Raw genomic sequence first — 20,814 nt, 5'->3', positions numbered from 1 at the left:
GTCGTGAGGCATCTGCTGACGGTGACCGATCTCGATCGTGCCACTGCCACCGAATTGCTCGACGAGGCAGAACGTTTCGAGCAGGCGCTGCTCGGCCGTGAGGTGAAGAAGCTGCCGACGCTGCGCGGCCGCACCGTGATGACGGTCTTCTATGAGAACTCCACCCGTACCCGGGTGTCGTTCGAGGTCGCGGGCAAGTGGATGAGTGCCGATGTGATCAATGTCAGCGCGAGCAGCTCCTCGGTTTCCAAGGGCGAATCACTGCGCGATACCGCGCTGACTCTGCACGCGGCAGGCGCGGACGCGCTGATCGTCCGGCACCCGGCCTCGGGTGCGGCCCATCAGATCGCGCGTTGGATGGATGCCTGGGCGGTTTCCGAGGGGCGTCGGGGCCCAGCCATCATCAATGCCGGTGACGGCACGCACCAGCATCCGACGCAGGCGCTGCTGGACGCGCTGACCCTGCGGCAGCGCCTCGGCGATATCGAGGGCAAGCGGATCGTCATCGTCGGCGATATCCTGCACAGCCGGGTCGCGCGCTCGAATGTCTTCCTGCTCAACACCCTTGGCGCCGAGGTGGTGCTGGTCGCGCCGCGCACGCTGCTGCCGGTCGGCGCGGATCTGTGGCCCGCCCGGATCTCGGCGTCGCTCGATGCCGAATTGCCCGGCGCCGATGCGGTGCTGATGCTGCGGGTTCAACAAGAGCGGATGAACGGCGGTTTCTTCCCGTCGGCCCGCGAATATTCGGTCAACTACGGACTTTCCGAGCGCAGGCTCGCAATGCTGGACGAGAACGCGGTCGTCCTGCATCCGGGGCCGATGCTGCGCGGTATGGAGATCGCCTCGCCGGTGGCGGATTCCTCGCAGGCGGCGGTTCTGCAACAGGTGACGAACGGAGTACATATGCGGATGGCCGTGCTCTTCCGGCTGCTGGTCGGTACCCAGGAGGCTGCCGCATGAGCCTGCTGCTCAAGAGTGTTCGGCCGTACGGCGAGGGCGAGCCGGTCGACGTGCTCGTGCGCGACGGTGTAATCGCCGCCATCGGAACGGATCTGGGCATTGCCGACGCCGAGGTCATCGACGCGCGGGGTCAGATCCTGCTGCCCGGCTTCGTCGATCTGCACACCCATCTGCGCGAACCCGGCCGCGAGGACACCGAAACCATCGAAACCGGTTCCGCCGCCGCGGCACTCGGTGGCTATACCGCTGTCTTCGCCATGGCAAATACCAGCCCGGTCGCCGATTCGGTGGTCGTCACCGATCATGTATGGCGCCGCGGCCAGGAGATCGGCCTGGTCGATGTGTATCCGGTGGGTGCGGTCACGGTCGGCCTGGAAGGTAAGCAGCTCGCCGAAATGGGCACCATGGCCGCCGGCGTCGGCGCGGTGCGCATGTTCTCCGATGACGGCCACTGCGTCTATGACCCGCTGCTCATGCGCCGCGCACTGGAGTACTCGAACTCCCTCGGTGTGTTGATCGCCCAGCACGCCGAGGAGCCACGCCTGACCAAAGGCGCTGTCGCGCACGAAGGTCCGACCGCCGCCCGCCTCGGCTTGGCCGGTTGGCCGCGCGCCGCGGAGGAGTCGATCGTTGCCCGGGACGCACTGCTGGCCCGGGACGCGGGCGCCCGCGTGCACATCTGCCACGCATCCACCGCCGGCACCGTCGAATTGGTGAAATGGGCCAAGGCGCAGGGGATTTCGATCACTGCCGAGGTCACCCCGCACCATCTGCTGCTCGATGACTCGCGCCTCGAGACCTACGACGCGGTCAACAAGGTGAACCCGCCGCTGCGCGAGGTCTCCGACACCATCGCACTGCGGCAGGCACTCGCCGAGGGCATCCTCGACTGTGTCGCCACCGACCATGCCCCGCACGCCGAACAGGACAAGTGCTGCGAATTCGCCGCCGCCCGCCCCGGTATGCTCGGGCTGGAAACCGCGCTGTCGATCATCGTGCAGACCATGGTCGAACCCGGCCTGTTGGACTGGCGCGGTGTGGCCCGCGTGATGAGCGAGCGTCCGGCCGAAATCGTCGGTCTCGACGGCCACGGCCGCCCGATCGAGGTCGGTGAACCGGCCAACCTGACACTGGTCGATCCGGATGCGACCTGGACGGTGCGGGCAGCGGAGCTCGCCAGCATTTCCAATAACACGCCGTTCGAGGACATGACGTTCCCGGCCCGGGTGACAGCGACGTTGCTCCGCGGCCGGGTAACCGCCCGTGAGGGCAAGGCGGTGGGAGGTTCGTAAGTGGAAAGAACGCTGTGGGTGGTCGGACTGCTCGCACTGTTCGCCTTGTGCATCTGGTTGATGTACCGAGGTTGGCAGAATCGTGCCGCGCGGCAGGCGGCACGGATCGGCGAACTACCGCATGTGCCGGGTGATCTCGGTGCTCAGGTGCTCGAGCCGACCACCGGAGTGTATCTCGGCAGCACCATCGCACCCAGCTGGCAGGACCGAATCGCGGTAGGCGACTTGGGTTTCCGGGCCACGGCGGAACTCACGCGGTTCGAACGGGGGATTCTGCTCGAGCGCGACGGTGCGACGGTGATCTGGATTCCGCATGAATCCATTACCGCGGTGCGGACCGAACGCGGACATGCGGGCAAGGTGATGACCGAAGATGGTGTGCTGGTAATTCGCTGGAAGCTGCCGACCGGAACCGAGATAGATACCGGTTTCCGAGGTGACGACAAGACGGTGTACCCGGCGTGGGCCAGGACGATGACGGGAGACGACGAGGGATGAAACAAGAAGTAGCAGCGTTGGTACTGGAGGACGGCCGGGTTTTCCGCGGCACGGCCTTCGGCGCCGTCGGCGAAACACTCGGTGAGGCGGTGTTCTGCACCGCGATGACCGGGTACCAGGAGACCCTCACCGACCCCAGCTACCACCGCCAGATCGTGGTGGCCACGGCCCCGCAGATCGGCAATACCGGCTGGAACGACGAGGATGACGAATCCGGCAAGATCTGGGTCGCCGGATACGCGGTCCGCGACGCCTCGCGCGTCGCGTCGAACTGGCGCTCGAGCGGCACTCTGCAGGACCAGTTGGACCGCCAGCGGATCGTCGGCATCGCGGGTATCGACACCCGCGCGCTGGTACGCCACCTGCGCACCCGCGGTTCGATGAAGGCGGGCATCTTCTCGGGTTCGGCGCTCGCCGAGGCCGACGAACTGCTGGCCCGGGTCAACGGACAGCCCTCGATGCTCGGCGCGGATCTGGCCGAAGAGGTCAGCACCAACGCGCTGTACACGATCGAACCGAACGGCGACCCGCGCTTCACCGTCGTCGCGGTCGACCTCGGCATCAAGACCAATACCCCGCGCATGTTCGCCCAGCGCGGCATGCGGGTGCATGTGGTGCCGTCGACCGTCTCGCTCGACCAGATCCTGGAGCTGAAGCCGGACGGTGTCTTCCTGTCCAACGGTCCGGGCGACCCAGCCACCCAGGACGGCGCGGTCGCCATCACCCAGGGTGTGCTGGAGCAGGGGCTGCCGCTGTTCGGCATCTGCTTCGGCAATCAGATCCTCGGCCGCGCCTTGGGCCGCAAGACCTACAAGATGAAGTTCGGCCACCGCGGCATCAATATCCCGGTCGTCGAACACGAGACCGGCCGGATCTCGATCACCGCGCAAAACCACGGCTTCGCGCTGGAGGGCGAACAGGGCGAACAGTTCGACACCCCGTTCGGCAAGGCCGAGGTCAGCCACGTCTGCGCCAACGACGGCACCGTCGAGGGCGTACGCCTGGTCGACGGCCGCGCATTCTCGGTGCAGTACCACCCGGAGGCCGCCGCCGGACCCCATGACGCCGCCTATCTCTTCGACCGTTTCGCCGGTCTCATGGAAGGAGCCTGATGCCTCGCCGCGAGGATCTGAAGCACATCCTGGTGATCGGCTCCGGCCCGATCGTCATCGGCCAGGCCTGCGAATTCGACTATTCCGGCACCCAGGCGTGCCGGGTGCTGCGGGCCGAGGGCCTGCGGGTATCGCTGGTGAACTCCAACCCGGCGACCATCATGACCGATCCGGAATTCGCCGATTCCACCTATGTGGAACCGATTACCCCGGAATTCGTCGAGAAGGTCATCGAAAAGGAGCGCCCCGACGCCATTCTCGCCACCCTCGGCGGGCAGACGGCACTGAATACCGCGGTCGCCCTGCACGAGCGCGGTGTGCTGCAGAAGTACAACGTCGAGCTGATCGGCGCCGACTTCGAGGCCATCCAGCGCGGTGAGGACCGGCAGAAGTTCAAGGACATCGTCGCCAAGGTCGGCGGCGAGAGCGCGCGCTCCAAGGTCTGCCACACCATGGACGAGGTCCGCGAAACCGTTGCGGAACTGGGCTTTCCGGTGGTCGTGCGGCCGTCGTTCACGATGGGCGGCCTTGGCTCCGGGATGGCCTACAACAACGAGGACCTGGATCGCATCGCCGGCGGCGGCCTGGCCGCCTCGCCGACGGCCAATGTGCTCATCGAGGAATCCATCCTGGGTTGGAAGGAATACGAACTCGAGCTGATGCGCGACGGCCGCGACAATGTCGTGGTGGTCTGCTCGATCGAGAATGTGGACCCGATGGGTGTGCACACCGGTGATTCGGTCACCGTCGCACCCGCCATGACCCTCACCGACCGCGAATACCAGCGGCTGCGCGACCTCGGTATTGATATCTTGCGCGAGGTCGGCGTCGACACCGGCGGCTGCAATATCCAGTTCGCGGTGAATCCGCGTGACGGCCGCCTGATCGTCATCGAGATGAATCCGCGCGTCTCGCGTTCGTCCGCATTGGCCTCCAAGGCGACGGGTTTCCCGATCGCCAAGATCGCCGCCAAGTTGGCCATCGGCTACACCTTGGACGAGATCGTCAACGACATCACCAAGGAAACTCCGGCCTGTTTCGAGCCGACCCTGGACTATGTGGTGGTCAAGGCGCCGCGCTTCGCCTTCGAGAAGTTCCCCGGCGCCGACGCCACGCTGACCACCACCATGAAGTCGGTCGGCGAGGCGATGTCGTTGGGTCGCAACTTCGCCGAGGCGCTCGGCAAGGTGCTGCGCTCGCTGGAAACCAAGGCCGCGGGCTTCTGGACCCAGGACGACGGCACATGGACCGATGCCGAGGCCGTCCTGGCAGATCTGCGTACCCCGACGGAGGGGCGCATCTACCAGGTGGAGCGCGCGCTGCGCCTGGGCGCGAGCATCGAAGACGTCGCGTCGGCCTCCGGCATCGACCCCTGGTTCGTCGCCGAGGTGGCCGGACTGGTCGAGCTGCGCCGGGAGGTCATCGACGCACCCGTGCTCGACGAGCCGCTGCTGCGCCGCGCCAAGCATTACGGCCTCTCCGATCGCCAGATCGCCGCGCTGCGACCGGAATTGGCGGGTGAGACCGGCGTGCGCGCACTGCGGCACCGGCTCGGTATCCGTCCGGTCTTCAAGACCGTCGACACCTGCGCCGCGGAGTTCGAGGCCAAAACCCCGTACCACTACTCGGCCTACGAGCTCGATTTCGAGGGCACAGAGTCGGAGGTCTTGCCGCAGCGCGAACGGGACAAGGTGATCATCCTCGGTTCCGGGCCGAACCGGATCGGCCAGGGCATCGAGTTCGACTACTCGTGTGTCCATGCGGCGCAGACGCTTTCGCAGGCCGGATACGAGACCGTCATGGTCAACTGCAATCCGGAGACCGTCTCCACCGACTACGACACCGCCGACCGCCTCTACTTCGAGCCGCTGACCTTCGAGGATGTGCTGGAGGTCTACCACGCCGAAACCGAGTCGGGCACGGTCGCCGGTGTGATAGTGCAGCTCGGCGGGCAGACCCCGCTGGGGCTGGCACAGCGCCTCACCGATGCCGGTGTGCCGGTGGTCGGCACCAGTGCCGCCGCGATCGATCTGGCCGAGGATCGCGGCGAGTTCGGTGACGTCCTGGTGGCCGCCGGCCTGCCCGCGCCGAAGTACGGCACCGCGACCACCTTCGCGCAGGCCAAGAAGATCGCCGCGGGCATCGGCTATCCGGTACTGGTGCGCCCCTCCTACGTGCTCGGCGGACGCGGTATGGAAATCGTCTACGACGAGGCCTCACTGGAGGGCTATATCTCCCGGGCCACCGAACTCAGTCCGGAACATCCGGTACTGGTCGACCGCTTCCTGGAAGATGCTATCGAGATCGACGTGGACGCGCTCTGCGATGGTGACGAGGTCTACCTGGGCGGTGTGATGGAGCATATCGAAGAGGCGGGCATCCACTCCGGCGACTCCGCCTGCGCGCTGCCGCCGATCACCTTGGGCCGCAGCGATATCGAGGCGGTGCGCCGCTCCACCATCGCGCTGGCCAAGGGCATCGGTGTCAAGGGCCTGCTCAATGTGCAGTACGCGCTCAAGGACGATGTGCTGTACGTACTCGAGGCGAATCCACGGGCGAGCCGGACGGTTCCTTTCGTCTCGAAAGCCACCGCGGTACCGCTGGCCAAGGCGGCCGCGCGGATCACCATGGGCGCAACCATCGCCGAACTGCGCAAGGAGGGCATGCTGCCCGCCGAGGGCGACGGTGGTCACGTGCCGCTCGACGCACCGGTCGCGGTGAAGGAGGCGGTGCTGCCGTTCCACCGGTTCCGCAAGGCCGACGGCAGCGGTGTGGATTCGCTGCTCTCGCCGGAGATGAAGTCCACCGGTGAGGTCATGGGCATCGACGCCGATTTCGGCACGGCCTTCGCCAAGAGCCAGGCCGCGGCCTATGGTTCGCTGCCGACGGAGGGCACCGTCTTCGTCTCGATCGCCAACCGGGACAAGCGCGCCATGGTGTTCCCGGTCAAGCGCCTCAACGATCTCGGCTTCCGCATCCTGGCCACCGAGGGCACCGCGGAAATGCTGCGCCGCAACGGAATTCCGTGCGAACAAGTGCGCAAGCATTCCGAGGACGGTCCAGCCGACCAGCCGACCATCGTGGAGCAGATCCGCGATGGCGAGGTCGACATGGTGTTCAACACCCCGTACGGCAATTCCGGGCCGCGTGTGGACGGCTACGAGATCCGCACGGCGGCGGTCGGGGTCAACATTCCGTGCATCACCACGGTGCAGGGTGCGGCCGCGGCGGTGCAGGGCATCGAGGCGAGTATCAACGGCGGCATCGGGGTGCGTTCGCTGCAGGAACTGCATTCGGTGCTGCGTGGGTGACCATGGAGGCGGTGTGATGAAAACGTTCGGTGCCCGATTACAGCACGCAATGCGGCACTTCGGGCCACTGTGCGTCGGCATCGATCCGCATCCCGGCCTGCTCGAATCGTGGGGCCTCACCGACGATGTCGGTGGTGTCGAGGCATTCGCCGAGATCTGCGTCGAGGCCTTCGACGGCCGGGTCGCGCTGATCAAACCGCAGGCCGCCTTCTTCGAGGCGCACGGTTCCGGCGGTATCGCGGTGCTGGAGCGCACCATCGAGGTGCTGCGCGACTCGGGCACCCTGGTGCTCGCCGATGCCAAGCGCGGCGATATCGGCTCGACCATGAACGCCTACGCCCGCGCCTGGCTGGGCGACGGACCGCTCGGCTCGGATGCGTTGACGCTCTCGCCGTATCTCGGATTCGGTTCGCTCGCACCGGCTTTGACGCTGGCGGAGGCGAACGGCCGCGGCGTCTTCGTACTCGCTGCCACGTCGAACCCCGAAGGTGCACTGGTGCAGCGGGCGTTGGCGGCGGACGGTCGCACGATCGCCCAAACCATGGTCGACGCGGCGGCGCAGTGCAATGCGGGCCAGGAATTCGGCTCGGTCGGCATCGTGCTCGGGGCCACCCTCACCGAGGCGCCGGAGCTCGCGGGACTCAACGGCCCGATCCTGTTGCCGGGCGTCGGAGCGCAGGGTGGTGGTCCGGAAACGGTGCGTGAACTGGTGCCGCAGGAGTTGTTGCACGCCGCGGTGCCGACGGCTTCGCGCGAGGTGCTCGGTGTCGGTCCTTCCGTCTCGGCACTGCGTGCCAAGGTGAGCGCGCTGCAGGAGGAATTCGCGTTCCTGCGGCGATGAAGTGGTGATGATTGCGGTGGACCGGCGTTTCGGCGTCGGTCCATTTCGCGTTTCGGGACGGGGGAGGTCCCGTTGAACGGGCATGACGTGTCATATCGAACAGCTGTGCGGCCCGCTGCGCCGATTTCCCTGCCATCCGGCACACCGATGGCCGCGGCGGTGTCCTGATCGATTACGGAGCGAACTGGACCGGCACAGAGTGCCGTTGGTGCTTGCCGCGCTGAGATCGCGGCGAATGCCGGGATTTCGTGGCTGTTCACCGGCCCGGCGTCGCTCCGGCAGGTACGAAGGGCCGAAATCAGTGATTTCTCGCCTCCGACACGCGCAAGAACAACGCGACACGCGGAAAAATCCGTGAGAATTCCAGGTCGGACAGGTTACCGGTTGCTGGCACGATGCGAGTTGTCGCCGCAATTGCCCGGCTAACCCGCTTTCGGTATGGAAAAGCCCTGCTCGCGGGGCATTTCAAGATATCGGCGGTAGGATCACCGCAGCGATCGACGCGCTGTGCGCATCCCGCCGGTACCACCCCTACGACACCGGCGAATCATGCGCTGACCTGGGGGGTGGGTTCGCAATCGGGCAACGTCGTGGGTACGGTCGCTGAGACTGCTGGGTTACCGGCAGGAGTTGATGCAATGAACGATGAGACGGAGGAACCGTGGCCCTTCCCCAGCTGACTGACGAGCAGCGCGCCGCTGCTTTGGAGAAGGCGGCTGCCGCTCGCCGTGCTCGGGCGGAGCTCAAGGAGCGCCTGAAGCGTGGCGGCACCGACCTGAAGCAGGTCCTCACCGATGCCGAATCCGACGAGATCCTCGGCAAGATGAAGGTGTCGGCGCTGCTGGAGGCCCTGCCCAAGGTGGGCAAGGTCAAGGCGGCGGAGATCATGAGCGAGCTGGAGATCGCCCCCACCCGGCGGCTGCGCGGACTGGGTGATCGGCAGCGCAAGGCGCTGCTCGCCCGATTCGACTTCGCCTGACCACCGAGGTGGTCCAACACACGCGGAAGGGTCGACTGGTAGTACTGGTCGGCCCCTCGGCCGTGGGCAAGTCGACCGTGGTCCGTTGCGTCCGCGAGCGACTGCCCCAACTGGTCTTCAGCGTGTCGGCGACAACCCGGGCCCCCCGGCCCGGGGAGATCGACGGCCGCGACTACCGGTTCGTGTCCCGGGAGGAGTTCGACGCCATGATCGCGGCGGGTGAACTCCTCGAGTGGGCCGATATCCACGGGGGACTGCAGCGCTCGGGCACTCCGGCGCAACCGGTGCGTGACGCACTCGTCGCCGGGCTGCCGGTGCTCGTCGAGGTGGACCTCGAGGGCGCGCGGTCGGTGCGCGAGGCCATGCCGGATGCGCTGCTGGTATTTCTCGCCCCGCCCAGCTGGGAGGAATTGGTTTCCCGGCTGACCGCGCGGGGTACCGAATCGCCCGAGGTGATCGCCCGCAGGTTGGAGACGGCCAGGACCGAATTGGCGGCCTGTGACGAGTTCGACATCGTCATAGTGAACGACGAGGTGACCAGCGCCTGTGAGCAGTTGGTATCGTTGTTCGTTAGCACAAATTCGAGTTCGTGACCCGCACTCTCGGAAAACTACCCAACCCGAAGAACCGATCCCCGCAGGAGCCCTCTCAGTGAGCAGTACGGACATCAAGCCCGCGCCCGCATACGACACTCCGGTCGGCCTCACCAACCCGCCGATCGACGAGTTGCTCGAGCGCACCTCGTCCAAGTACGCGCTGGTGATCTACGCGGCCAAGCGGGCCCGTCAGATCAACGACTACTACAACCAGCTCGGCGACGGCATTCTCGAATATGTCGGCCCGCTGGTCGAGCCCGGTCTGCAGGAGAAGCCGCTGTCGGTCGCGATGCGTGAGATCCACTCCGACCTGCTCGAGCACTCCGAAGGCGAGTAACAACCACATCTAGGCCGGAGGCGTAGTGACCACACGGATCGTCGTCGGCGTCGGCGGAGGGATCGCCGCCTACAAGGCCTGTTCGATCGTGCGCCGGTTCACCGAGACCGGGCACCAGGTACGGGTGATCCCCACCGAGTCGGCGCTGCAGTTCGTCGGCAAGGCAACCTTCGAAGCGCTGTCCGGGAACCCGGTGCACACCGATGTATTCACCGATGTGCCCGAGGTGCCGCATGTGCGGTTGGGCCAGGAGGCGGACCTTGTGGTCATCGCCCCGGCGACCGCCGATCTGATGGCGCGTGCCGCACAGGGCCGCGCCGACGATCTACTCACCGCCACCTTGCTGACGGCCCGATGTCCGGTGTTGTTCGCGCCCGCGATGCACACCGAGATGTGGGAGCATCCGGCCACCGTCGCCAATGTCGCGACGCTGCGCGCGCACGGTGCGATCGTCATGGAACCCGCGTCGGGCCGGTTGACCGGCACCGATACGGGGCCCGGCCGGTTGCCCGAGCCCGAGGAGATCTTCGGGCTGGCGACGCTGCTGCTGGAACGCGCCGACGCCATCCCGCGTGATCTGACGGGCCGTCGGGTGGTGATCACCGCGGGCGGCACCAGGGAACCGCTGGATCCGGTGCGCTTTCTCGGCAATCGCAGCTCGGGCAAGCAGGGCTACGCCTTGGCCAGGGTTGCCGCGCAGCGCGGCGCCCATGTCACCTTGATCGCGGGCAATACGATCGAGATGGCCGCTCCCGCCGCCGTCGACCTGGTGCACATCACCACCGCCGAACAGCTCAAGACCGCTGTCGAGAAGCATGCGGTCGGCGCGGACGCAGTGATCATGGCCGCGGCCGTGGCCGACTTCCGGCCGACCACCGTGGCCGCGGCCAAGATCAAGAAGGGTGCGCACGAGCCCGACGTGATCCCGCTGACCAAGACCGACGATATTCTGGCCGGACTGGTCCAGGCGCGGCGTGACGGTCAGCTACCCGGAACCGCGATCGTCGGCTTCGCCGCCGAAACCGGTGACGAGCATGGCGATGTGCTCACGCACGCGCGGGCCAAATTGGCGCGCAAGGGCTGTGATCTGCTGGTTGTGAACGCGGTCGGCGAGGGTAAGGCCTTCGAGGTCGACACCAATGACGGCTGGCTACTCGGTGCCGACGGCACCGAACAGGCGCTCGACCATGGATCGAAGGCATTGCTCGCGAGCCGGGTGCTGGACGCGCTCGGTCTGCTGCTGCGCTGAGACCCGTTGCGGCGCTTGGTTTGCTGTGCATCGAGAGTGTCCGGTGGATCCACCGCCGAGTGATGGTTAGGCTGGTGTCACCGCAACCCGGACTGGTCGATGTGTTGGAGGCTGGAGCCCCGGCCCGATATGTCGACGGATTTCAATAGTCTGAGACAGTTGCCTGTCGTCAACCCCGTCGTGTCGGTGGTTTGGAATAGTCTGAATGAAGGATTGTGTGGTGACCGCATCGCGTTACCGTCACAATCCGATACGAATAACCCGTTGAGGGAGAGGGAAGAACTGTGCCCACGTCTGGCAGCCGCCTTTTCACCAGTGAGTCCGTGACCGAAGGTCATCCGGACAAGATCTGTGACGCCATCAGCGATTCCATCCTCGACGCACTGCTCGCGGCGGATCCGCGCAGCCGGGTCGCGGTGGAAACCCTCGTGACCACCGGCCAGGTCCACGTCGCGGGTGAGGTCACCACATCGGCTTATGCGGATATTCCGAAAATCGTCCGCGAAAAGGTTTTGGAAATCGGATACGACTCGTCCGCCAAGGGATTCGACGGAAATTCCTGCGGTGTGAATATTGCGATCGGCGCGCAGTCGCCGGATATCGCGCAGGGTGTCGACACTTCGCACGAGGCGCGCACCGCCGGATCGGATGACGAGATCGAGCGGCAGGGCGCGGGCGACCAGGGCCTGATGTTCGGCTACGCCAACACCGACACCCCCGAGCTGATGCCGCTGCCGATCGCACTCGCGCACCGGCTTTCGCGTCGGTTGACCGATGTCCGCAAGTCGGGTGTGCTCCCGTACCTGCGTCCGGACGGCAAGACCCAGGTGACCATCGAATACGACGGCGACCGCCCGGTCCGCCTCGACACGGTCGTCATCTCCACCCAGCACGCCGCCGACATCGACCTGGATAATCTGCTCGCTCCCGATATCCGCGAGAAGGTTGTCGATTCGGTGCTCGCCGATCTCGCGCTGCCCACCCTGGACACCTCCGACGTCCGATTGCTGGTCAACCCGACCGGCAAATTCGTCCTCGGTGGTCCCATGGGCGATGCGGGCCTGACCGGGCGCAAGATCATCGTCGACACCTACGGCGGCATGGCGCGCCACGGTGGTGGCGCGTTCTCCGGTAAGGATCCGTCGAAGGTGGACCGCTCGGGCGCCTACGCCATGCGCTGGGTCGCCAAGAATGTCGTCGCGGCCGGACTGGCCGACCGGGTCGAGGTCCAGGTCGCCTACGCCATCGGCAAGGCCGCACCGGTCGGTCTGTTCGTCGAAACCTTCGGCACCGAGAAGGTCGATCCGGCGCGCATCGCCACTGCCATCACCGAGGTCTTCGATCTGCGCCCCGGCGCGATCATCCGCGACCTCGACCTGCTGCGCCCGATCTACGCGCCGACCGCCGCATACGGCCACTTCGGCCGCACCGACGTCGACCTGCCCTGGGAGCACACCGACCGGGCGGACAAGCTGCGCGCGGCCGTCGGCCTGTAGGCATATCGGGACCCGCGTGCATCAACCCGCAGCGGACCTCTCCGCCATGGCTGCCGCCGGTGCCGGAGTCATGGCGACGCACGATTCGACAGCAGCGGGACGCCCGATCGCACGGGTGCTCCCGCTGTTGTCGCCTGCGCACCTGGACCGCGACTTCGACTATGTGGTGCCGCCGGAGTTGGCGGAGATCGCCCAGCCGGGCGTGCGAGTCCGGGTTCGCTTCGCGGGCCGCCTCGTCGACGGCTACATTCTGGCCCGCCTGTCGCACAGCGACCACACCGGCAAAATGGTCGAACTCGAACGCGTGGTCTCCGCCGAACGCGTCCTGACCCCGGAAATCTTGCAGCTGGCCACTGCCGTGGCCGCCCGCTACGCGGGCACCCGCGCGGACGTCCTGCGCCTGGCCATCCCGCCCCGGCACGCCCGCACCGAGAGCGGCGGCTCGAAGAAATCGGCCGAATCCAAAGAACCACAGGATGATTCGACCGATTCGGCGGACGGCGGTCCGGGCAGGTCTGTGAGTCGAACAGCCGAGGCGGTCACACCTTCGCGCGGGCGAGTCGTCGCGTCCGGCACCTTGCGCGCACCCCTCGATAGCGATCTCGCCGACAATTCCGCGGCGGAACCGGTTGCATCCGTGGCTGATTCATCATCCGCCGTTGCCCGACCCGACGCTCCGGTAGTTGGCCATCCGCATAGTGCCTCGTTCATGTCGGGATCACCGGGTATACCGAATGACTCGGCAGCGGCGCCTGCCGACTCCGTCGCTCCTTCTGCAACTCTGAATGCTGCGGTGGCGCTGGCTGATTCGCCTGACATGCTGACCGCGGGTGCTCCCGTGCGGCGGGCGGACTCCGTCGAGTCCGCTGCATCCGTGGATGCCGCGGCGGCGCCAGCTGGTTCGCCCGATATGCGGACGGTGAGTGGGGCGGTCGACGTGGCAGGCGATCGTCCCCATACCGCTCCGGTGGCATCGCGATACACCGATCATGTGACAGATGCGGCTGCCGGATCGGAGCCGCCGCCGACGGATCCCGTTGAATCGGTGGCGAATTCGGGTGTCGTGATGTCGCCCATGCGAGCCGGCGCCGGCTCTGTCGCTACCAGCGGCGCGGTCGGGGATGCGGAGCCGGAGGGTGGTGGTATACCAGCAGATCTGCGCGGTGCCGTTGCAGCCGAATCCGCGAAATCGGCGAATGTCGCTGCGGCGTTGACTGATTCGGGCGGCGCGCGGGCCGTGCCGGGCAGGGTCGATGTCGGTCCGTGGGAGCGGTATGTCCATGGGGCGGCATTTGTGTCCGCATTGGGGCAGGGAAAGGGGGTGCGGGCGGGTTGGCAGGCGGTACCGGGGGAGGACTGGGCGCGGCGGTTGGCGGAATTGGCCGCGGTGGTGGCGGGGCAGGGGCGCAGCGCGATTCTGATGGTGCCGGATCAGCGGGACCTGGATCGGGTACTGACGGAATGTGTTCGGCTGGTGGGGGATTCGGCGGTCGGGTTGGCGGCGGGGTTGGGTCCGGCCGCGCGGTATCGGCGGTGGTTGGCGGCGTTGCGGGGGACCGCGCGGGTGATCGTGGGGACGCGCAGTGCGGTTTTCGCGCCCGCCGTTGATCTCGGGTTGATCGCCATCTGGGATGACGGGGACGACACCTATGCCGAGCCGCGGGCGCCGTATCCGCATGCGCGCGAGGTCGCGATGCTGCGGGCGCACGAGACCGGGGCGGCGTTCGTAGCGGCCGGATTCGCGCGGACGGCGGAGATCCAGGCGGTGGTCGATTCGGGGTGGGCGCATGATCTGCTCGCCGATCGGGCTGTGGTACGGAAGTTTTCCCCGCGCATCAGTGCTCCGGGTGACTCCGATATCGCGATGGAACGCGATCCCGTCGCGCGGGCGGTGCGCATACCCGCTGTGGGATATGCCGCCGCGCGATCGGCACTCGCGGAGGGGGCCGCGGTGCTGGTGCAGGTGCCGCGGCGCGGGTACATTCCGGCGCTCGCCTGCGCGAAATGCCGAACGCCAGCTCGATGTCGGCGCTGCAACGGGCCACTTGCCCTGCCGGATGGGCGTGCGGGGCACCGCGGTGAGACCGCGCACAGTCCGGTGTGCCGGTGGTGTGGTATCACCGAGGCCGCATTCCGTTGTCCCGCCTGTGCTTCCAGGGCCTTACGCGCGGTGGTGATCGGTGCGGCCCGCACCGCCGAGGAACTCGGCCGCGCATTTCCCGGCGTGCCGATCCGCGGGTCGAGCGGCGGCGCGATTCTCGATACGGTGGAACCCGGCCCGCAGGTGATCGTCGCGACCGTCGGAGCCGAACCGGTGCTGCCCGGCGGTTACGGTGTCGCCCTGCTGCTCGACGGTTGGGCGCTGCTCAGCCGCGCCGACCTGCGGGCCGCCGAGGACACGCTGCGCCGCTGGATGTCTGCCGCCACCCTGGTCCGCACCCACGGCCAAGTGATCGTCATGGCCGAACCTTCGCTACCGACCGTGCAGGCATTGCTGCGCTGGGATCCAGTCGGCCATGCTCGCGCCGAGGCGGCGGGCCGCGCCGAGGTCGGCTTTCCGCCCGCCGTCCGCATGGCCGCCATCGATGGCACTTCCGATTCCATCGCCGAATTGCTGTCCGCGGCAAAGCTTCCGGATAACGTCGACATCCTGGGCCCGGTACCACTCCCACCCGGCGCCCGCAAACCCTTCGACAGCGGCGATACCCCTGCCGAGGTCGAACGCATGCTCCTGCGCGTGCACCGCACTTCCGGTGCCGCTCTGGCCCGCGCCCTCACCGCCGCGCAGGCCATCCGCAGTACCCACCGCTCCGATGCCCCACTCCGCGTCCAAATCGATCCGGTCGATATCGGCTGATACTCGCCCCGCCATTCGCTGCGAACATTGTCGCGACGTGCCGACTTGTGCTGGCCGATCGTGGTCTGGTGCGTGCTGTGGTTGAGTGGAAAAAATGATCAGCTACTCGCTTCGTACGATCGCGACTATCTGCCTTGCGGTTGCGGTCGCGGGATTATCGGCCACACCGGCAGGCGCCGATCCTGGACTGTCCGAGTTGTCGCTGAGCGTCAGCAAGGGGGAGGCGCAGAGTCCTGGTGCCGAGCAGGTCACGCTGACTTGTGATCCGCCGGCCGGCAGCCACCCCGCAGCGAGTGAGGCGTGCGCGGCGCTGGCGACCGCGGACGGCGCCTTCGACAAGCTCGTCGGTGATCCCGGCGGGTTGTGCATGGAGATCTACAACCCGGTCACCGCGACTGTCGCCGGTACTTGGCACGGCCGAAACATCCAGTGGCAGAAGACCTTCGGTAATAGCTGCCAGTTGCGTGCCGCTACCACCCCGGTCTTCGATTTCGTCACCGGCTGATCGATCTTCGGCAGGCTGCGCTCTCTCACGGCGGTCCCAGCTGCCGCTACGGGGTGGGCCTTGCCACTGAATTATTTAACTGGCTGATTAGTTAATGATAGACTCGAAGCATGGCCCGCACCGTCGATCCGCAGCGCGTCGCCGAAAGGCGCACCGCCATAACGCATGCCGCGGCCGAACTGTTCGCGGCGCAGGGGTACGAGCGCACCACTGCCGCGCAGATCGCCCGCAAGGCGGGACTCACCTCGGGCAGCGTGTTCTATTACTTCCAGGACAAGGCCGCGGTCTTCCGATCGATCTTCGAACTGTCCATTCCCGAGCACACCGAACTCATTTCCCGGCATATCGATCGCACCGATTGCCTCGACGCGATCCTCGACATCGTCGACGCGCTCGCCGGTGAGGTGCTCGATCCGGTCGCGCCGGGGCTCATGGTGGAACTGTTGCGACGTATCGAGCACGACGAAGAACTCCTCGCGGTCGCTATGGAGGATGCGCGCCTCAGCGCGGCGGCGCTCACGACGCTGCTCGAACGCGGCATCGACCAGGGCCGTATTGATCCCGGATTCGATCCCGAGGAGACCGCCCGCTGGATCCTGTCGGTCATTGATGCGGCCTTCCTCAATGCCGATCCGGATCGTCCGCACGATCCGCGCCCGCTGGTGCGCGCCACCGTCGCCCGTCTCTTGCGCCCTATCGAATCGGAGCACCGATGACCACCACATCCGCACCCACGGTGCTGCGTTTCTCCACCGTCTGGCTCTGGCTGTTCGGCCTCGGCGGGCTCGCCCTTGGTTGCGGGATCGGTTTCGCCGTCCCGTTCGTCGGCCAGTGGCTGGTCGATACCGTGCACGAGATTCCCGGCCCGCTGCGCATTGCGATGACAGTGCCGCGCATCTGGCTGGTTCCGATCACCACGGTGATCGGTGGGCTCGCCGGGCTCGTGCTGTTCGACATCGCGAGAAAGGAGAGCTTGGCCCTTACTGTCACCGACGATCACGTCGAACTCGGCCAGAACGGGCGCGCACAGTACGTATCGCGCGCCGAGATCGCCGCGGTCTTCCGCGAGCACGCGGATTTGGTCATCACCGATCGAAATCGACTGCGGCTGGCACGTTTTCGCGCAACCGACTTGAGCAGCCACGCTATCGAACAAGCCTTCCGCGACCGCGGCTACCCTTGGCTCGAGCAGAACGACCCGTATCGTGCGGACTTCGTCCGCTGGGTCGACGGTCTGCCGGAAACCGGTGCCGATATCGATACCCTGATGCGCTCCAGGCGGCGGGCGATCGCCGATAAGAAGACGCTCGAAGTCGAGGACCTCGACGATAAGTTGCTCGCCCTCGGCGTCGACGTACGAGATCGCAAGGGCGAGCAGCAGATCCGAATCGGCGGACAGGCGAGCAGGGGCTAGCCGAAGACCGCCCGATTACGTCGCGCCCATTCGGCATACGACGTCGCTGGTCGCCCGAGCAGACCTTCGACATCGCCGCTGACCTGCTGCTCGGCCGGCGTCGGTGCACCGAGGATATCGAGCGTGCCATCGGCCACGTCAGCGGGCATGAACCGCAACATGCCGGTACGTGCCTGCTCGCGGGTCGATTCGACGAACCGCAGCGAGGTACCGAGCGCGGCCTCGATGGCCCGGGCCTGTTCGCGTGGACTGATGGCAGCGGGTCCGGTCAGCTCGTAGACGCGGCCGGAATGATTGGTGCGCAATACGGTCGCGGCAACCTCGGCGATATCGACGGGGTCGATCACGGGCAGCGCGATATCGGCGAAGGGTGCGGCGATCAGCCGCTCGGCCCGGATCGACTCGATCCACGCGTAGGTATTGGAGAAGAATCCGGTGGGCCGCAGAATCGTCCAGTCCAGGTCGGACTGTTGCAGGGCCGACTCGAAGGCGTGCAGTCGCGCGTGCGAGGCAAGTTCGGATCGTGTGCCGGTCGCCTGGGATGACAGCAATACCAGCTTCTTGATCCCGCCCGCCGCGGCGATTTCGACGAACCGCGCCGGATCGGGTCCAGTGACCAGTTGCGGTCCGGTGAGGAGCAGGAAGAGCGCATCGGCGTTTTCGACCGCGGGGGAGAGGCTTTCGGGGTCGGCGAGGTCGACTCGGCGATGCTCGACGCCGTCCGGCAGTGCGATGTCCTGATTCCCGCGGGATGCGGCGGTCACCTGTTCGCCCGCGGCGGCGAGGTGCTGCACGAGGGTGCGTCCGATATTGCCGGTTGCTCCGGTCACTACGATCACGTTCACTCCTAAGTTAGCTAGCTGACTTAAGTGAAGGTAGTCGACGAATTGTCCGCTTGTCTATAGTTAGTTGCATGACTAACTCAGTCGAAGGTCGACGCACTGGCAAGCGTGAACGCCTCGCCGCCGCGGCCGCCCGGGTGTTCCATGAACAGGGCGTCGAGAAGACGACGATCGCCGATATCGCGCGCGCGGCCGACGTTCCCCTCGGCAACGTGTATTACTACTTCAAGACCAAAGATCAGCTGGTCGAGGCGGCCCTCGGCGCGCACGGGCAGACGCTGCAGACTTTGGTCGCAGCGCTCGAGCAGTACGACGAGCCGCGGGAGCGCCTGAAGGCGCTGGTGCGCGGTTGGGTCGACCAGCGCGACCGTGCCGCGCAATTCGGTTGCCCCACTGGCAGCTTGGCCTCGGAGCTGGGTAAACGCGGTGACGGGCTGGAGCAGGCTTCGGCGGCGAGTATGCGCAGCTTGCTCGACTGGATCGAGCAGCAGTTCACGGCAATGGGGCGCGTGGATGCTGGAGAGCTCGCGGTTGCGCTGTTCGCGGCGTATCAGGGGATCTCGTTGCTCACCAATACCTTCCGTGATCCTGAGCTCATGGTGGCCGAGGGGCGCCGGTTGGAGCGCTGGATTGATTCGCTCGCGTCCTAGCGCGAGCAATCGGGCCGCGCATCGACTGATGTGCTGTCCACTGCCATTCAATGTGAGGCATGGACATGCCGCTGACCTGCGTGCCTCAGTTGAATTGGCAAGCGGGTTGTCAGATTCTTGCCATTCGATCTGAGGCATCTCGGGGCCGTTTGACGGTGCCGGTTCGGTCGCTGCTGTCCGATGTGAGCCAATCGTCCTCGGTGTAGGTGAGCTGACCCGGGGTGAGCAATTTTGAGTGGCGAGCTCGCCTGCCGACCCCGTCCACCTGCCCGCTTCAGCTCAGGGAATTTTGTCATTCGATCTTCCTGATTGTGGTCGATGGCGTGTGTTCCTCGCTCTCGGCTGCTGAGCTGTTCGGCTCGATGCGCTGACAGACCTTCGGGCTCGGTCTGGATCTGTCACGATGTGTTGCATGAGTGCGCGGATCGACCGGAACGAGTTGGTCCGTGCCGCCGCGCGCAATAATGCCCGGTGGTGCGATGTGGTGTGCCGGTCACACGGGATCGTCGGCGTCTTCGACGCTGCCATATGGTCTAGCTCGCGTCGGACGCCGCCGCTGTATCCGGATGCGGTGACGGTGAGCCCGGAGGCGACTGCCCACGACATCCTGGCGCGGATCGACTACAGCGCCCCCGGAGCGTCGATCAAGGACAGTTTCGCCTGCCTGGACCTATCCGCTGCTGGATTCCATGTGCTCTTCGAGGCGCAGTGGATCTATCGATCGGCCGATCGGCCGGCGCCCGCCGCAACACAGCAACCGTGGCGCCCTGTTGAGGACAAGGCAGAGTTGAGCAACTGGACGGCCGCGTGGAGTCGCAATGAGCAGCTCAGTGGGCTGTTCCAGCCGGAATTGCTTGTCACAGAATCGGTTTCGGTGCTCGGCAGTTGGCGTGGTGACCGGCTGGTCGCCGGAGCGGTCGTGCATCGCAGCGAGTCGGTGATCGGCGTGTCGAATCTGTTCTATTCGGGTATTGCGGCCGAGGATGCCTGGGCAGAGTGTGTGAGCACGGTCGCCCGGTTGTGGCCGGGCCGGTCCGTTGTCGGCTATGAGCGGGGCGAAGACCTGACCGCCGCCGTCAGTCACGGTTTCGAACCCGTCGGAGTGGTTCGGGTTTGGATAGCTTCGGCCCAGACCGACGCGGATGGACGGTGAGGTCCGACGAACAGAACCCGGGTGCTGAAAAGCTCTGAGATCGCGTGAGTCTGCTAATGGTTCTTGCTTGTTTTGCGGGCGTTGAGGATCCGTGGGACGAGGGCGATCGCGTCGGCTACTTCGCTGCGCGAGTGTAGTCGAAACCACGTGGCGCGTAAGCGTTTCCGACCACCACCAGCCCGGGAAATGCCCAAACCCCCGCAATCAGGGGTGTCGGTAAGAAACGTGTCATGCGCCACCCACCCCACCTATCAGGCGATGATCGAACTCGGTCGCGCCCAGAAGACCATCTTCGTGGCCCGTTACCTGCGCTTGCGCGGTCTGCAACGGGAGATCAACGACGGGCTCAACATCATCGAGTCCTGGAACCGCGCCAACTCGATCATCTTCTACGGCAAGAACTCCGAGCTCGCCTCGAATCGGCGCGACGAGCAGGAAATGTCGGTGCTGTGCCTACGGATCTGCCAGGCCGCCATGGTCTACATCAACGTGCTGATGATCCAGGACATCCTCGCCGACCCGGACTGGGACGGCGTGCTCACCGCCGAGGACGAACGTGGCCTGACCCCGCTGTTCTGGTCACACGTGCCGCCCTACGGCGAGGTTAAACTCAACATGAACGCGCGCCTGGCCCTCGGCCAGTAACATCGGCTCTCGCACAGACCCGCCTGCCGGATCCCCGGCCACCGTCAGATTACTTGGCGGCCGGTAAGCCATTTCTC

At 66.2% G+C, this 20,814-nt stretch carries 20 protein-coding genes; 19 read left to right on the top strand and 1 reads right to left on the bottom strand.

The genetic code is table 11. The features are described from left to right. Positions 1–3: 3 nt before the first annotated feature. The 15 genes from AB0J29_RS08740 to AB0J29_RS08670 all read left to right on the top strand — a co-directional run bounded on the left by AB0J29_RS08740 (position 4) and on the right by AB0J29_RS08670 (position 17,447). Positions 4–960 (top strand): aspartate carbamoyltransferase catalytic subunit, encoded by a 957-nt coding sequence (locus AB0J29_RS08740; protein WP_364781507.1) that lies wholly within the window; start codon positions 4–6, stop codon positions 958–960. Continuing rightward, positions 957–2,252, top strand: coding sequence for a dihydroorotase (locus tag AB0J29_RS08735; RefSeq protein WP_364781504.1), 1,296 nt, complete (start codon positions 957–959; stop codon positions 2,250–2,252). The genes AB0J29_RS08740 and AB0J29_RS08735 overlap by 4 nt, the downstream gene beginning before the upstream one ends. After that, positions 2,253–2,750 (top strand): transporter, encoded by a 498-nt coding sequence (locus tag AB0J29_RS08730; RefSeq protein WP_364781501.1) that lies wholly within the window; start codon positions 2,253–2,255, stop codon positions 2,748–2,750. Next, on the top strand, positions 2,747–3,862 hold the full coding sequence (gene carA / locus AB0J29_RS08725) for a glutamine-hydrolyzing carbamoyl-phosphate synthase small subunit (protein WP_364781498.1): 1,116 nt from the start codon (positions 2,747–2,749) through the stop codon (positions 3,860–3,862). Before AB0J29_RS08730 ends, carA begins: the two co-directional genes overlap by 4 nt. Then, positions 3,862–7,173 (top strand): carbamoyl-phosphate synthase large subunit, encoded by a 3,312-nt coding sequence (gene carB, locus AB0J29_RS08720; protein WP_364781495.1) that lies wholly within the window; start codon positions 3,862–3,864, stop codon positions 7,171–7,173. The genes carA and carB overlap by 1 nt, the downstream gene beginning before the upstream one ends. Before the next feature lie 16 nt (positions 7,174–7,189). Next, positions 7,190–8,014 (top strand): orotidine-5'-phosphate decarboxylase, encoded by an 825-nt coding sequence (gene pyrF / locus AB0J29_RS08715; RefSeq protein WP_364781492.1) that lies wholly within the window; start codon positions 7,190–7,192, stop codon positions 8,012–8,014. Positions 8,015–8,675: 661 nt separating this feature from the next. Next, positions 8,676–8,993: an integration host factor, actinobacterial type gene (gene mihF / locus AB0J29_RS08710; RefSeq protein WP_040692163.1), complete on the top strand. Its 318-nt coding sequence runs from the start codon at positions 8,676–8,678 to the stop codon at positions 8,991–8,993. An 8-nt stretch (positions 8,994–9,001) separates the two neighbouring features. Further along, positions 9,002–9,586 (top strand): guanylate kinase, encoded by a 585-nt coding sequence (gmk, locus tag AB0J29_RS08705; protein WP_364781489.1) that lies wholly within the window; start codon positions 9,002–9,004, stop codon positions 9,584–9,586. Between the two features lie 73 nt (positions 9,587–9,659). Beyond that, positions 9,660–9,926, top strand: coding sequence for a DNA-directed RNA polymerase subunit omega (gene rpoZ, locus AB0J29_RS08700; protein WP_174415097.1), 267 nt, complete (start codon positions 9,660–9,662; stop codon positions 9,924–9,926). Between the two features lie 25 nt (positions 9,927–9,951). After that, positions 9,952–11,175 carry a bifunctional phosphopantothenoylcysteine decarboxylase/phosphopantothenate--cysteine ligase CoaBC gene (gene coaBC / locus AB0J29_RS08695; protein ID WP_364781486.1) on the top strand — a complete coding sequence of 408 codons (1,224 nt, stop codon included), beginning with the start codon at positions 9,952–9,954 and terminating at the stop codon, positions 11,173–11,175. A 284-nt stretch (positions 11,176–11,459) separates the two neighbouring features. After that, positions 11,460–12,671, top strand: a complete 1,212-nt coding sequence (metK, locus tag AB0J29_RS08690) for a methionine adenosyltransferase (RefSeq protein ID WP_364781483.1) — start codon at positions 11,460–11,462, stop codon at positions 12,669–12,671. Positions 12,672–12,741: 70 nt separating this feature from the next. Further along, on the top strand, positions 12,742–15,528 hold the full coding sequence (locus AB0J29_RS08685; protein WP_364781791.1) for a hypothetical protein: 2,787 nt from the start codon (positions 12,742–12,744) through the stop codon (positions 15,526–15,528). A 94-nt stretch (positions 15,529–15,622) separates the two neighbouring features. Then, positions 15,623–16,033 (top strand): SSI family serine proteinase inhibitor, encoded by a 411-nt coding sequence (locus AB0J29_RS08680; protein WP_364781480.1) that lies wholly within the window; start codon positions 15,623–15,625, stop codon positions 16,031–16,033. 110 nt (positions 16,034–16,143) lie between these two features. Then, positions 16,144–16,749, top strand: a complete 606-nt coding sequence (locus AB0J29_RS08675) for a helix-turn-helix domain-containing protein (protein WP_364781477.1) — start codon at positions 16,144–16,146, stop codon at positions 16,747–16,749. After that, positions 16,746–17,447, top strand: a complete 702-nt coding sequence (locus AB0J29_RS08670; RefSeq protein ID WP_364781474.1) for a hypothetical protein — start codon at positions 16,746–16,748, stop codon at positions 17,445–17,447. The genes AB0J29_RS08675 and AB0J29_RS08670 overlap by 4 nt, the downstream gene beginning before the upstream one ends. Here AB0J29_RS08670 and AB0J29_RS08665 read toward each other — a convergent pair. Next, on the bottom strand, positions 17,444–18,286 hold the full coding sequence (locus tag AB0J29_RS08665; protein ID WP_364781471.1) for an NAD(P)H-binding protein: 843 nt from the start codon (positions 18,284–18,286) through the stop codon (positions 17,444–17,446). The two genes, AB0J29_RS08670 and AB0J29_RS08665, sit on opposite strands and share 4 nt — an antisense overlap. Before the next feature lie 74 nt (positions 18,287–18,360). Between AB0J29_RS08665 and AB0J29_RS08660 the strand changes: the two genes are divergently transcribed. From AB0J29_RS08660 to AB0J29_RS08645, 4 genes are all read left to right on the top strand, one after another. Beyond that, complete coding sequence (locus tag AB0J29_RS08660) at positions 18,361–18,939, top strand: TetR/AcrR family transcriptional regulator (protein WP_364781468.1); 579 nt, start codon at positions 18,361–18,363, stop codon at positions 18,937–18,939. Between the two features lie 221 nt (positions 18,940–19,160). Continuing rightward, positions 19,161–19,310, top strand: coding sequence for a hypothetical protein (locus AB0J29_RS08655; protein WP_364781465.1), 150 nt, complete (start codon positions 19,161–19,163; stop codon positions 19,308–19,310). A 41-nt stretch (positions 19,311–19,351) separates the two neighbouring features. After that, on the top strand, positions 19,352–20,092 hold the full coding sequence (locus tag AB0J29_RS08650; protein WP_364781462.1) for a hypothetical protein: 741 nt from the start codon (positions 19,352–19,354) through the stop codon (positions 20,090–20,092). Between the two features lie 225 nt (positions 20,093–20,317). Further along, positions 20,318–20,737, top strand: a complete 420-nt coding sequence (locus AB0J29_RS08645) for a Tn3 family transposase (RefSeq protein WP_364781459.1) — start codon at positions 20,318–20,320, stop codon at positions 20,735–20,737. The last annotated feature ends 77 nt before the right edge of the window (positions 20,738–20,814 follow it).

It is taken from the genome of Nocardia sp. NPDC049707, from assembly GCF_040674855.1.
Classification (GTDB): Bacteria; Actinomycetota; Actinomycetes; order Mycobacteriales; family Mycobacteriaceae; genus Nocardia.
This window is presented reverse-complemented; position numbering and strand designations above follow the sequence as displayed.

Excerpts from the sequence above, each read along its gene's own strand:
- pyrF (WP_364781492.1), top strand. The coding sequence starts at position 7,190 with ATGAAAACGTTCGGTGCCCGATTACAGCACGCAATGCGGCACTTCGGG.
- AB0J29_RS08685 (WP_364781791.1), top strand. The coding sequence starts at position 12,742 with ATGGCGACGCACGATTCGACAGCAGCGGGACGCCCGATCGCACGGGTG.
- AB0J29_RS08650 (WP_364781462.1), top strand. The coding sequence starts at position 19,352 with ATGAGTGCGCGGATCGACCGGAACGAGTTGGTCCGTGCCGCCGCGCGC.
- AB0J29_RS08680 (WP_364781480.1), top strand. The coding sequence starts at position 15,623 with ATGATCAGCTACTCGCTTCGTACGATCGCGACTATCTGCCTTGCGGTT.
- AB0J29_RS08735 (WP_364781504.1), top strand. The coding sequence starts at position 957 with ATGAGCCTGCTGCTCAAGAGTGTTCGGCCGTACGGCGAGGGCGAGCCG.
- AB0J29_RS08670 (WP_364781474.1), top strand. The coding sequence starts at position 16,746 with ATGACCACCACATCCGCACCCACGGTGCTGCGTTTCTCCACCGTCTGG.
- carA (WP_364781498.1), top strand. The coding sequence starts at position 2,747 with ATGAAACAAGAAGTAGCAGCGTTGGTACTGGAGGACGGCCGGGTTTTC.
- AB0J29_RS08675 (WP_364781477.1), top strand. The coding sequence starts at position 16,144 with ATGGCCCGCACCGTCGATCCGCAGCGCGTCGCCGAAAGGCGCACCGCC.
- AB0J29_RS08660 (WP_364781468.1), top strand. The coding sequence starts at position 18,361 with ATGACTAACTCAGTCGAAGGTCGACGCACTGGCAAGCGTGAACGCCTC.
- carB (WP_364781495.1), top strand. The coding sequence starts at position 3,862 with ATGCCTCGCCGCGAGGATCTGAAGCACATCCTGGTGATCGGCTCCGGC.